The organism is Terribacillus halophilus, assembly GCF_900162685.1.
GTDB lineage: Bacteria > Bacillota > Bacilli > Bacillales > Amphibacillaceae > Terribacillus > Terribacillus halophilus_A.
Genome location: NZ_LT727826.1, coordinates 1 through 13,476, shown reverse-complemented (window position 1 = coordinate 13,476; position 13,476 = coordinate 1). Strand labels below are relative to the sequence as shown.

Annotated in this window: 12 protein-coding genes and 1 other annotated feature; all 12 genes read right to left on the bottom strand. The window is 44.0% G+C overall.

Going from position 1 to position 13,476, the window contains the following annotated elements:
- Position 1: 1 nt before the first annotated feature.
- Entirely contained in the window at positions 2-1,402 is a 1,401-nt protein-coding gene (gene cysS, locus B1K52_RS00515; protein WP_077304039.1) for a cysteine--tRNA ligase, read from the bottom strand.
- A complete protein-coding gene (gene cysE, locus B1K52_RS00510; RefSeq protein WP_179106410.1) occupies positions 1,383-2,051 on the bottom strand; it encodes a serine O-acetyltransferase in 669 nt (222 codons plus the stop codon). Before cysE ends, cysS begins: the two co-directional genes overlap by 20 nt.
- Before the next feature lie 54 nt (positions 2,052-2,105).
- Positions 2,106-2,325: a binding site (T-box leader), on the bottom strand.
- 43 nt (positions 2,326-2,368) lie between these two features.
- Positions 2,369-3,838 (bottom strand): glutamate--tRNA ligase, encoded by a 1,470-nt coding sequence (gene gltX / locus B1K52_RS00505; RefSeq protein ID WP_077304036.1) that lies wholly within the window; start codon positions 3,836-3,838, stop codon positions 2,369-2,371.
- Between the two features lie 27 nt (positions 3,839-3,865).
- Positions 3,866-4,342 (bottom strand): 2-C-methyl-D-erythritol 2,4-cyclodiphosphate synthase, encoded by a 477-nt coding sequence (ispF, locus tag B1K52_RS00500; RefSeq protein WP_077304033.1) that lies wholly within the window; start codon positions 4,340-4,342, stop codon positions 3,866-3,868.
- Positions 4,343-4,357: 15 nt separating this feature from the next.
- Positions 4,358-5,035 (bottom strand): 2-C-methyl-D-erythritol 4-phosphate cytidylyltransferase, encoded by a 678-nt coding sequence (gene ispD / locus B1K52_RS00495; RefSeq protein WP_077304030.1) that lies wholly within the window; start codon positions 5,033-5,035, stop codon positions 4,358-4,360.
- Between the two features lie 92 nt (positions 5,036-5,127).
- Positions 5,128-6,237 (bottom strand): PIN/TRAM domain-containing protein, encoded by a 1,110-nt coding sequence (locus B1K52_RS00490; RefSeq protein WP_077304027.1) that lies wholly within the window; start codon positions 6,235-6,237, stop codon positions 5,128-5,130.
- Between the two features lie 172 nt (positions 6,238-6,409).
- Entirely contained in the window at positions 6,410-7,786 is a 1,377-nt protein-coding gene (gene radA, locus B1K52_RS00485; RefSeq protein WP_077304024.1) for a DNA repair protein RadA, read from the bottom strand.
- 138 nt (positions 7,787-7,924) lie between these two features.
- A complete protein-coding gene (gene clpC, locus B1K52_RS00480; protein ID WP_077304021.1) occupies positions 7,925-10,354 on the bottom strand; it encodes an ATP-dependent protease ATP-binding subunit ClpC in 2,430 nt (809 codons plus the stop codon).
- 22 nt (positions 10,355-10,376) lie between these two features.
- On the bottom strand, positions 10,377-11,444 hold the full coding sequence (locus B1K52_RS00475; protein WP_077304018.1) for a protein-arginine kinase McsB: 1,068 nt from the start codon (positions 11,442-11,444) through the stop codon (positions 10,377-10,379).
- Complete coding sequence (locus B1K52_RS00470) at positions 11,444-11,974, bottom strand: protein-arginine kinase activator protein McsA (protein WP_077304015.1); 531 nt, start codon at positions 11,972-11,974, stop codon at positions 11,444-11,446. The genes B1K52_RS00475 and B1K52_RS00470 overlap by 1 nt, the downstream gene beginning before the upstream one ends.
- 21 nt (positions 11,975-11,995) lie before the next feature.
- On the bottom strand, positions 11,996-12,454 hold the full coding sequence (locus B1K52_RS00465; RefSeq protein WP_077304012.1) for a CtsR family transcriptional regulator: 459 nt from the start codon (positions 12,452-12,454) through the stop codon (positions 11,996-11,998).
- Positions 12,455-12,581: 127 nt separating this feature from the next.
- Positions 12,582-13,277 carry an MgtC/SapB family protein gene (locus tag B1K52_RS00460; protein WP_077304009.1) on the bottom strand — a complete coding sequence of 232 codons (696 nt, stop codon included), beginning with the start codon at positions 13,275-13,277 and terminating at the stop codon, positions 12,582-12,584.
- Between the last annotated feature and the right edge of the window lie 199 nt (positions 13,278-13,476).

Below are 13,476 nucleotides of genomic sequence, written 5' to 3'. Positions count from 1 at the left end.
CTTACCCTCTTTTCCAGCGTGTACCTTGGGGCGTATCCTCGAGGATGATGTTTTTCTCCTTCAGCAGGTCGCGAATTCGATCAGCTTCCTGGAAGTCCCGACTTTTACGCGCTTCAACTCGCTGCGTGAGCAAGCCTTCGATTTCATCATCTAGTAATTCTTCTTCTGCAGTGAATACAATTCCAAGCACACCGCCAAGTTCCTCATATGCTTTTGTGAATGCATCAATTACCTGCTCAGATGTTTGTTCTTGCTGTAAGTACACATTCGCCTCTTTAGCAAGATCGAACAGTACAGAAACAGCATTGGCTGTATTGAAGTCATCATCCATTTCATGTTCGAATCGAGATACAAGCTGCTGGATCAATTCCAAAGCACGATCTTCATTGCTATCATGATTTGTGCTTGCAGCTTTACGATGCTGCAGGTTATCATACGCATTCTTGATTCGTGCAAGCCCTGTTTTTGCACTTTCCAGAAGTTCATCCGTGAAATTGATTGGGTTGCGGTAGTGCACACTCAGCATGAAGAAACGCAGCACTTGCGGATCGTGCTTCTTAATCAGATCATGCGCAAGAATGAAGTTCCCAAGTGATTTGGACATTTTTTCGTTATCAATATTTATATGGCCGTTATGCATCCAGTAGTTCGCAAATGATTTCCCATTGAGTGCTTCCGATTGGGCAATCTCGTTCTCATGGTGCGGAAAAGTAAGGTCTTGACCGCCTGCATGAATATCAATGGTATCCCCGAGGTGTTTTTTCACCATTGCCGAGCATTCAATATGCCAGCCAGGACGACCGTGTCCCCAAGGCGTTTCCCAGGAAATCTCTCCCGGCTTTGCATTTTTCCATAATGCAAAATCAAGCGGATCATCTTTTTGTTCGCCAACGCGAATGCGTGCTCCGGAGCGAAGCTCATCAATAGGTTGGTGAGACAGCTTTCCGTAGCCATCGAAGCTTCGTGTGCGGAAGTATACATCTCCTTCTGAAACATACGCATGACCGTTATCAATTAAACCTTGAACAAAATCGATAATCTCTTCCATGCTCTCCGTTACGCGCGGATGCAGCGCCCCCTCTTTCACACCTAGCGCCGATGTATCTTCTTTGTAAGCTTGAATGAATTTCTCTGCCACCGCATAAACATCTTCGTCCATTTCCTTTGCTGCGTTAATGATTTTATCGTCAACATCGGTGAAATTCATAACGTATTTAACTTCATAGCCGCGATATTCTAAGTAACGGCGGACTGTATCAAATACAATTGGCGGTCTGGCATTCCCAATGTGAATGTAGTTATATACAGTAGGTCCGCATACATACATACTTACTTTTCCTTCTTCAAGTGGGACAAACGGTTCCTTCTTTCGGCTTAATGTATTATAAATTTTTACCGACATGCTGCTTCTCTCCTTTAGCTGCAGCTAATTCCCGCTGCAATTCTTTTATATCCTGGTCCATTTGCTTTAGTTTCTCCGCAATTGGATCCGGTAAGTCCTGATGGTCCAAATCTCTTCTGACACGCTCTCCATCCTTAATGACGACGCGGCCGGGAATACCGACTACGGTTGAACAGTCTGGTACATCATGCAGGACGACGGACCCTGCTCCTATTTTTGAATTGGCTCCTATTGTGATGGAACCAAGAACTTTTGCACCCGTCGCAATAAGTGCGTTATCTTTCACTGTTGGATGACGTTTTCCCTTTTCCTTCCCAGTACCTCCTAGCGTCACACCTTGGAATATCGTCACATCATTACCTATCTCACAGGTTTCTCCGATGACGACACCCATTCCGTGGTCAATGAAGAATCGATGGCCGATTGTTGCTCCAGGATGGATTTCGATACCAGTGAAAAAACGACTTACTTGTGAAACAACGCGGGCAAGGAAATAGAATTTATGCTTATACAATTGGTGCGCAAATCGATGTGACCAGATGGCGTGCAGACCAGAGTATGTTAGGATAACTTCCAGATAAGAACGAGCCGCTGGATCTTGGTCAAAAACAACCGTAACATCCTCTTTCAGCATTTTAAAAAATCCCATTTTCCCCTTCCTTTCCGCTTTCTTCGTTCCACAAAAAAAGCGCCTCTGTACAATGACAGAGACGCTTTTTGCGCGGTTCCACTCTATTTGGGCGAGTCTGACAGACTTCCCCAGCTTCACTCAGATAACGGTGAGAACCGCTTTGGCCTACTATTAGTTCGGCAAAAGACTCCGAGGTGCATTTCCGCAAAAACTTTCCAAAGCCGCTCGCAGCATATGCGGCTCTCTCTGAATGGAAAGACAGATACGTACTTCTCCTCTTCTACGTTCGAATGTGTAGTATTACTATATTATATTTCAGTCGAAATGTGAATGTTTTACTTTGTCAGCTGATCAATCGCAGCACGAAGGCGGCTTTGGACTACGTTTTCACCAAGCAGATGAATAGAGTTCGGAAGCTCCGGACCATGTGTGAAGCCTGTCGTTGCCACACGAATTGGCATGAAGAGTTTCTTACCCTTTTGACCTGTCTGCTTTTGCGTTGCTTTGATTGCACCTTTAATCGCATCCGGCTCGAATGCTTCCAATGCTGTCAGTTGTTCGGAGAAGGCTTTCAACACCTCTGGTACTTGTTCATCTTCCAGAACTGCCATTGCTTCTTCATCATAAGAAATCTCTTCTTGGAAGAATAGCTCTGTCAATTCAACAATTTCCGCTCCATAGTTCAACTGATCTTTATATAACGCAATAAGCTCCGCAGCCCAATCACGACGAGAATTTTCCATGTTCTCTGGCAGCTTGCCCGCCTGAATCAAATGCGGCAAAGTCAGTTTCTCAATGCGGCCTGCATCTTCAGACTTGATGTATTGATTGTTCATCCATTTTAGCTTCTGCGGATCAAAGATTGCTGCAGAAGTAGAAAGACGGTTCGGGTCAAAAATATTAATAATCTCTTCTTTAGAGAAAATCTCTTCTTCACCGACTGGAGACCAGCCAAGAAGACTAATAAAGTTGAACATCGCTTCTGGCAAGTAGCCTAGGTTTTTATATTGCTCGATGAACTGAAGGATATGCTCATCCCGCTTGGAAAGCTTTTTGCGGTTTTCGTTTAGAATTAACGTCATATGACCAAACTGCGGCGGCTCCCAGCCGAATGCTTCATAGATCATCAGCTGCTTCGGTGTGTTGGAGATATGCTCTTCCCCGCGAAGGATATGTGAAATCTCCATCAAGTGATCATCAACTGCAACAGCGAAGTTATACGTTGGGATACCATTCTTTTTCACAATAACCCAATCGCCAAAATCACTTGACTCGAAGCTAATTTCATCACGTACGATGTCTTGGAACTTATACGTTTTATTTTGTGGTACTCGGAAACGAATACTCGGCTGTCTGCCTTCTTCCTCAAACGCCGCTTGCTGTTCCGGTGTCAAATCACGGTGCGCACCTGAATATTTCGGTACTTGTCCATTCGCCTTTTGCTCTTCGCGCTCTTTTTCTAATTCCTCTTCTGTTACATAACATTTATAAGCAAGTCCGCGATCAAGCAGCTCATCTACATATTTTTGATAAATGTCCAGACGCTCTAATTGGCGGTAAGGGCCGTATTCACCGCCGATGTCCGCACCTTCGTCCCATTTAATTCCGAGCCATTTCAAATAGCTGAACTGACTTTCTTCTCCGCCTTCTACATTACGCTTTTGGTCGGTATCTTCTGTGCGGACGATAAATTTGCCATCATGATGGCGTGCATATAAATAATTAAATAGTGCAGTTCGTGCATTTCCAATATGCAAATGGCCAGTCGGGCTTGGCGCATATCTTACACGTACAGGTCTTGTCATAAGAATTACTCCCTTTTTTGTTTTAAGTTAGGCTTGCTGAAGAAGGACAACAGCTTGCGCGGCGATTCCTTCCTTGCGGCCAGTAAATCCTAGTTTTTCTGTTGTTGTTGCTTTCACATTAATTTGATCAGGCTCTGCTTCAAGCATGTTTGCTACATTTTCACGAATCTGGTCGATGTACGGCGCCATTTTCGGGGCCTGTGCAATCACTGTGCAATCCAGGTTCCCCAGTTTGAACCCTTTCTCTTTTACAAGCTGCCAAACATGTCGCAGCAATACTTCAGAATCTGCATCTTTGAAAGCCGGATCCGTGTCCGGGAAATGTTTGCCGATATCACCTAGCGCCAATGCACCTAGGCACGCATCTGCTATTGTATGTAATAGTACATCTGCATCTGAATGGCCAAGCAGTCCTAATTCGTACGGAATGGTGATACCGCCGATAATGCACGGTCTGTCTTCTGCAAATGCATGTACATCAAATCCTTGTCCTATTCGAAACATTATGTGACCCTCGCTTTATTTGCCGTTTAAGTAAGCTTCTGCTTTATATAAATCTTCTGGCGTTGTCAGCTTTATATTATCATAGCTGCCTTCTATGATGAATACATCGCGTTCGAGACGCTCTACCAGTGAAGCATCATCTGTTCCAAGTACTCCATCTGCTTTTGCTGTTACATGGGCATCATAGATCAATTGATAATCAAAGGCTTGCGGTGTCTGTGCGGCCCACAATAACTCACGGTCCATCGTCTCCAGGCGATTTCCTCGTCGAACTTTGATTGTATCCGTTACAGGTACTGCCAGCAAAGCAGCTTGATGCTGCTGGCAAGCCTCAGCAAGTGCGTGCAGCCTTTCAACCGTTACAAACGGACGCGCACCATCGTGTATGAAAACCATCCCATCATTTTTAGGCAAAGCTTCCAGTCCCATTAGGACACTCTCTTGGCGCTCACTTCCGCCATCAGCCATATTGATAGATGTGGCCCAGCGCTGGGATGTGAGAACCTCTGCCATCAACTCCTGATCAGCTTTACTGACAACAAGTGTAATTGATTCACACCAAGGATCCTTGTCGAAAACCGTCAGCGTATGCACAATGAGCGGCTTTTGCCCGATTGTGAGGAATTGTTTATTGTGGCCTGCCTGCATGCGTTTTCCTTGCCCGGCAGCTAACACGATAGCTTGATAATGCATCTACTTTACCGCCTTATATTATGTCGAATCCAAACAAAAGCGATAACATCCCATGTTATCACTTTTGTCTACTTCTATCATGTTATACTTTTTTACAATGCTTTTTCAAGTAATTTCGGCTTCGCAAAGATCATTCGACCTGCAGATGTCTGCAAGACACTTGTAATGAGTACTTCGATTGTCTTGCCGATATAATTCTTACCTTCTTCGACAACAATCATTGTACCATCATCCAAGTACGCAACACCCTGGTTATGCTCCTTACCATCCTTAATCACTTGGACAGTCAGTTCTTCACCCGGAATGACTACCGGCTTCACAGCATTGGCTAAGTCATTAATATTTAATACAGGAACGTTTTGGAACTCACATACCTTATTCAAGTTAAAATCATTTGTTACAACGATGCCATTTAATACTTTAGCCAGTTTCACCAGCTTAGAATCTACTTCGGGGATATCCTCGAAATCACCTTCATAAAATTCCACTTGCACTCCCGGCATTTCTTTCTGGATTCGATTCAAAACGTCTAATCCGCGGCGGCCGCGATTACGCTTCAATGCATCAGATGAGTCTGCAATATGCTGCAGTTCATTCAGCACAAATTGCGGGATGACAATGGTGCCTTCCAAGAAATTCGTTTCACAAATATCAGCGATACGCCCATCAATTATAACACTTGTATCCAGCAGTTTAGATTTAGGCTGAATTGCTGCCTCTTTATTATCCCGCTCGTCTTGCTCATCCGGTGCCTTCTTCCTATCTTTCTTCGGCAAAGTCATCATATTGAGGAACTCGTCCCGGCGTTTAAAACCGACTTGGAATCCAATATAGCCAAGGAAGATTGTAACGAATAGCGGTAAAACTTCCGAAACAAGCACAAAGTTAATTCCTCGAATCGGAATAGTAATCAGATATGCCACGACCAACCCAATGATGAGCCCTACGCTGCCAAAGAATAAATCAGCAGCCGGTGTCTTGACGAGTGAATCTTCCACCCAGTGGATGAACCCGACAATATAGTCAACCACCCAGAACAGTAATAAGAATAATAGAATAGCTCCGCCAATTAAACCTACGATCGGAGAATTAAGCCAACCAATATTGGCAGTGTTCACTAAATCCATAAGATTTGGGATATAGATGAAACCGACCATACCACCTGCAACGATAATAAATAATTGCACGATACGCTTTAACATTACTGTCACCTCCTAACAGAAAGTATTACCTGAAATAAAAAATATTAGACGTAAAAATAAATAATTGCAGTTTAACGGTAGCACGTTTTAGACTTTCCGTCAATTTAGGAAACATTACATAGTAGCATAGTTATAGAGTTTGTGTCAAAAAATATTCCAGAATCAGGAGAGGTTAATCCTCTCCTAGTGCAATCCGCAATGCTTCACTCACAGAGTTCACACCGACAACTTTAATCCCTGAAGGAGTTGTCCAGCCGTCCAAATTTTTCTTTGGAACAATGGCACGCTTGAACCCCAGCTTAGCCGCTTCTTGCACACGCTGTTCAATTCGGGAAACACGTCTTACCTCACCAGTCAAACCTACTTCTCCAATAAGCACATCATCTGGCTTGGTTGGCTTGTCCTTAAAACTGGATGCAATACTTGCCGCTACAGCTAAATCAATAGCTGGTTCATCCAAACGCATTCCGCCGGCAACTTTCACATAAGCATCTTGATTTTGAAGCATAAGACCAACCCGCTTCTCCAGCACTGCCATTAACAAGGGAACGCGGTTATGATCGGTACCAGTAGCCATTCGGCGAGGGTTACCAAAACTAGTTGGTGAGATGAGCGCCTGAATCTCAACAAGGACAGGGCGTGTTCCTTCCATCGAGGCGACAACTGTAGAACCTGCTGCTCCCTGTGAACGCTCTTCTAGGAAGATCTCAGAAGGATTGGTGACTTCACGCAGGCCCTCTTCTTTCATCTCGAAGATACCCATTTCATTCGTACTTCCAAACCTGTTTTTTACACTGCGCAATATCCGGAATGTATGGTGACGCTCTCCTTCGAAGTAAAGTACTGCATCTACCATATGTTCTAGCAGTCTCGGACCAGCAATGGCTCCTTCTTTGGTTACATGGCCTACAAGAAAAATTGGAATGCCATTCGTTTTCGCAACGCGCATCAGCTCACTTGTTGATTCCCGCACTTGAGATACACTGCCCGGTGCACTTGTCACTTCTTCTCGATACACCGTTTGAATAGAATCGACAACAACGAAAGCAGGCTTTATCTCCTCAATATGCCGAACGATATCCTGAAGGTTTGTCTCAGACAGAACGTACAGCTCATCCGCCTTCACACCAAGTCGATCGGCCCGTAATTTCGTCTGGCGAGCAGATTCCTCACCCGATATATACAGTACAGGCAATTCCTTCTCCGCAAGCTGCGCACTTACTTGCAAAAGCAAAGTAGACTTACCAATACCAGGATCTCCCCCAACTAATACAAGTGACCCCGGTACAATTCCGCCTCCAAGTACTCTGTTAAATTCCGGTAGGTTTGTCGTAACTCGCGGTTCCTTTTCGGAATGAATTGCTGTAATTGATTGCGGCTTTGCCGCTGTAGTTGATGCTGTGGAATGACGAAATGCGCCATTGCCAGCTGGTGCTACAACTTCCTCGGTAAATGTGTTCCAATTACCGCAACTCGGACATTTACCCATCCATTTTGCAGATTCATATCCACATTCCTGACATACATACTTTGTCTTCCGTTTTGCCAAGCCTATCAAATCCTTCTTCATCATTTTATACGATAATTACGGCACAAAAGTTACAGAAATATATCAATCAAATTATATAGTATAGAAAAAATTACACAATAAAGTAAAAAAGGGAGGCGAAATACACCTCCCTATTCACTATTTGCCTGTTACGACATACTTACCGTCTTTATCTACATCAATATTCACTTGTTGACCCATGCTGATATTCTCACGCAACAATTCTTCCGATAACAAATCCTCTACATGCTTTTGGATTGCCCGGCGCAGCGGTCTAGCACCGTATTCCGGATCAAATCCTTCATTAGCAATCTTCTCAATAACAGCATCTGTGAGTGTGAACTCAATCTCCTGCTGTGCAAGACGTTTTTTAAGCTGTTCAGTCATCAATGTCACAATACTCTTCATGTGTTTCTTCTCAAGCGGATGGAACACAATTGTTTCATCAATACGGTTAAGGAACTCTGGACGGAAAGCCTTTTTCAATTCCTCTGTAACTTTGGCTTTCATATCTTTGAAGTTCTGATCCGCTTCATCCATTGCGAATCCAAGTGATCTGCTGCGTTTCAATTCACTTGCACCAACGTTGGATGTCATGATCAATACCGTATTACGGAAATCTACCAGACGCCCTTTGGAATCAGTCAATCGGCCATCTTCCAACACTTGAAGCAGGATATTGAATACTTCCGGGTGTGCTTTTTCAACTTCATCAAGCAGCACAACAGAATAAGGTTTACGGCGTACCTTCTCTGTAAGCTGTCCGCCTTCCTCATAGCCTACATAGCCCGGAGGAGAACCAACCAAACGTGCAGTGGAATGACGCTCCATATACTCAGACATGTCGATACGAATCATTGCATCTTCATCACCAAACATCGTATCTGCCAGCGCACGTGCCAATTCTGTTTTCCCGACACCTGTTGGTCCAAGGAAGATAAAGGAACCGATTGGACGCTTCGGATCTTTCAGACCAGCTCTTGCACGGCGAATTGCTTTGGAAATTGCAAGCACAGCTTCTTCCTGGCCGATTACACGTCCATGCAGTGTTTGTTCCATATTAAGCAGCCGCTCTGATTCATCCTTCGTCAGTCTAGCAACAGGTACACCTGTCCAGATAGACACAACAGAAGCGATATCTTCAACTGTGACCTCACTGCTTTCCTGTCCTTGCTTTTCTTTCCACTGATCCTTCGTCTGATCCAGCTGATCGCGCAGACGCTGCTCGGTATCACGCAAGGAAGCCGCTTTCTCAAATTCCTGGCTTTGTACAGCTGCATCTTTCTCTTTGCGAACTTCTTCTAATTTCTGCTCAAGCTCTTTCAAATTCGGCGGAGCTGTATAAGAACGAAGACGTACTTTCGAACCCGCCTCATCAATTAAGTCAATTGCTTTATCCGGCAGGAAACGATCCGTAATATAACGATCGGAGAATTCCGCCGCTGCTCGAATGGCCTCATCTGTAATCGTCACGCGGTGATGCGCTTCATAGCGATCGCGCAAACCCGTTAGAATCTGGATGGATTCTTCTACAGATGGCTCATCAACTTGGATTGGCTGAAAACGTCTTTCCAACGCAGCATCCTTCTCAATATATTTTCGGTATTCATCCAATGTAGTGGCACCGATGCACTGCAATTCTCCGCGTGCCAAGGAAGGCTTCAGGATATTAGAAGCATCTATTGCTCCTTCCGCTCCGCCTGCTCCGATTAATGTATGCAGTTCATCAATAAAGAGGATAATATTCCCCGCTTGGCGAATCTCCTCCATTACTTTCTTCAAACGATCCTCGAATTCCCCGCGATATTTTGTACCGGCTACAACCGTACCCATATCAAGCGTCATCACGCGCTTGTCACGAAGAATCTCTGGTATTTCATTATTAATAATCTGCTGCGCCAGCCCTTCAGCAACAGCCGTTTTACCGACACCCGGCTCCCCGATTAAAACAGGGTTATTTTTTGTTCGGCGGCTAAGAACTTGGATGACACGCTCAATTTCTTTTTCACGACCGATGACCGGATCGATATTGCCTTCTTTCGCAATAGCAGTAAGGTCTCGTGCCAAAGAATCAAGTGTAGGTGTATTCGCTCTGGCAGACTGACCACCGCGCTGTTTGCCAGCAGAAGATTCATTACTGCCTAAAAGCTGCAGCACTTGCTGACGGGCTTTATTCAAGCTGACACCTAGGTTATTCAGCACACGAGCAGCAACACCCTCACCCTCACGAATTAAGCCGAGGAGGATATGTTCAGTGCCGACATAGGAATGTCCTAGTTTTCTTGCCTCATCTAAAGAAAGCTCAATTACTTTCTTTGCCCGCGGCGTGTAATAAGGTGTACCAGTGATCTTCTGGCCTCGGCCAATCAACTGCTCTACCTCTTCTTGGATACGTTCTGTTTCTAATCCTAATGTAGACAGTGCCTTAGCAGCGATTCCTTCGCCTTCGCTTACTAGTCCTAGTAGGATGTGCTCTGTCCCGATATTGTTATGCCCTAGGCGCACTGCTTCTTCCTGTGCCAGCGCAAGGACTTTCTGTGCTCTTTCAGTGAAGCGTCCAAACATCATAGGAAATTTCCTCCTTGGTCACTCAGTTATTTTCTAAATGCATTCTTTCCCTAATAAGGGATGCACGTAATACATCTCTTTCTCTGCCAGACAAGCTTCTCTTCGCATAGCGCTGCAGGAAGCCTGGCTGAATTAAAACCATTAATTCATTAAGTATAGATTGCGGCATATCTTCTATATACCCAAGATCGATACCTAGTCTAACATCCGATAGACACGTTGCAGCTTCTTTGGATTCAATAATCCGGCTGTACCGCAATGTACCATAGGAACGGAAGATACGATCCTCCAGCTGAATGCTCAATTCCTCGGTTAATGTCTCGCGTGCCTGCCGCTCTTGTTCAATCAGCTGACTTACCACACTTTCCAAATCTTCTACTATATCTTGTTCTGATTTGCCTAGCGTAATCTGGTTAGAAATCTGATAGATATTACCTTGTGCTTCGCTTCCTTCCCCATAGATACCGCGAACGACTAAACCAAGCTGATTAATAGCTGGGGTCAAGCGGTTCATTTGGTGCGTCATCGTAAGAGCAGGCAGATGCATCATAACCGAAGCTCTCAGCCCCGTCCCAACGTTTGTTGGACAGGTAGTCAGGTAACCTCTTTCTTCATCGAAAGCGTAGGTTATTTTCTGCTCAAGCCAATCATCAACTTTAAATGCTTCATTTAATGTTTTTTGCAGTTGAAAGCCTGGCAAGTACAGCTGAATACGCAGATGATCTTCCTCATTTACCATAATAGAGACTTGTTCGCTTTCAGAAAGCAAAACTCCTGCCTCTTCCGCATGTTCTGTTAAATGCGGACTAATCAGATGTTTTTCGACAAGTACTTTCTTTTCTATTGGAGAGAGGTCTGCTATACGAATGAACTGCAGCGCTCCCTGTTGGTCAAAAGCAGTATCTTGATAATTCTCCTGAAAGAACTCAAGTACATCGTCTAACTCCTCTGCTTTTGCAATGAGTGGAAAGGAACGGTTCTCGAAATTACGAGCAAGACGGATTCGGCTGCTCATGACAATATCGCAGTCAGGTCCATTTTCTTTCATCCACGGACTAATTGCATCACTCATAAAGTTCTCAAGTGACATCAGCTCTCCTCCTCTTCTTGCTGTTCCAGGAGACGAATCTTATCGCGGATTTCTGCTGCCTTCTCAAATTCCTCCGCTTGAATGTACTCCTGCATGGATTCCCGGTAAGCTGCAATCTTACGCTTTTTCTCGATACCGCTTCCCATTCGCTTTGGTATCTTGCCTTCATGCTTTGTGTTTCCGCTGTGTACACGCCGAAATATTGGATTTAAGTTATCTTCGAAAGTTTCATAGCAGGAAGCACATCCAAACTTTCCTACACGAGTGAACTCATGATAACTCAGCCCACATTTCGGACAAGCAAGAGCTGTTGACGATTGGGAGAACTGTTTATGATCTTGGATAGAAGAAGGATTCATATGAAATAGGCCGGATAATAGGTTATGCAAAGAATACCCTTCTTGACCATACGATACATATCCATTCTCTTTTGCACATTGTTCACATACGTGCATCTCCGTTTTCTGACCGTTAATGACATTTGTCAAATGCAAGGTTGCAGGTCTTATATGACATTCTTGGCACTCCATCAAGACGTCCTCCTTATCTGACTAATACTTAATAGCAGTCAGCATTGATACCAAGATACGAGACCTGACCTCATCGCGAAGCGGTAACGGAAAGGCTAATGTATCCCGGCTTGTTGCTCTTAACATAATCTTCGCTTCTCGCTCTGTCAGGATCTTTTCTTCTGCTAGCCTTTCAATCACACTGTTGGCTGTTTGCTGTGCTACGCGCGGTTGGACCATAGCAATTACCTCGTCTATCAAACTTGCTGCTGTATGGTGTTTTACCCGAATAATACGAATATAACCACCGCCGCCGCGCTTACTCTCAACTAAATAGCCTTTTTCAACAGTGAATCTTGTTTTGATGACATAATTAATTTGGGAAGGCACACACTGAAAACGATTAGCTACTTCACTCCTCTTAATCTCCACTTCCTGTTCATCTGCAGATTGCAGGATGTTCTTTAGGTATGCTTCGATTATGTCAGATATGTTGCTCACTCATGCCGCCTCCCTTCTTTTGACTTTGACTATCTTTGACTTTATTATATACGCTTTGCAGAAGGAATGCAAAACTCTTCCTTCCTAGGATAGCCTCGAATAACAGAAAAAAACCCTCAAAAGGGTTTTAACTTTTCGCAGTACTAACTGTGCGAATATTGGGTATGTTTGTTAATTCTTCAAAGAGTTTCATCTCGTTTAATACTTGCCGTGTTTCCAGCTCGATATATAACATTTTACGGCCATCGTGCTGCTTTTTCATTTTCATATTTGTAAGTGCTAAATGATGGCTTTCCAATACGTCCATGATTGGTGTGACGGTTTCATCTATATCTAATTCTATCTCTAGTTGATATGCTTTCTGTTTTTTATTCGCCAGAAACATCTTCTCAAAGTTATTTAGAAAGATTAAGATCAATAAAATAAGAACAGTTGTAAAGACAGCTTCCATATACATACCCGCTCCAATAACTAACCCCAGTCCAGCTACCGTCCAGACAGATGCTGCTGTTGTGAGCCCTTTAACTGTTGAACCATTTACAATAATTGTACCTGCTCCCAAGAACCCTATCCCGCTAATAACATAAGAAGGTATCCGCGCAGGATCAAATTGTACATAACCGTGTTCTTCGCTAAAGGCTGTAAAGCCATATAAAGAAAGAATCATCATAAGGCAGGAACCTACTCCAACCAAGATATGTGTACGTAAACCTGCATGGTGATTTCCCATTCCTCGCTCCATACCAATTGCCCCGGAGAGAAACACTGCTATTATAATTTTCATCATTACAGTTAGTGATTGATCATTTATTAAATGTTCCATATCAAATTCCCTTCTTCCTCTATGAAGTATATGAAATTTAACTAGTAAATATGAGTATATGTTACAGAAGTATAAAGGAAGCAACACAAAAAAGCTCCCGATAAGTTAGTCACTAACTTATCGGGAGCTTTTCATTTTGCCTGGCAACGTCCTACTCTCGCAGGGCGAACCCAACTACCATCGGCGCTGAAGAGCTTAA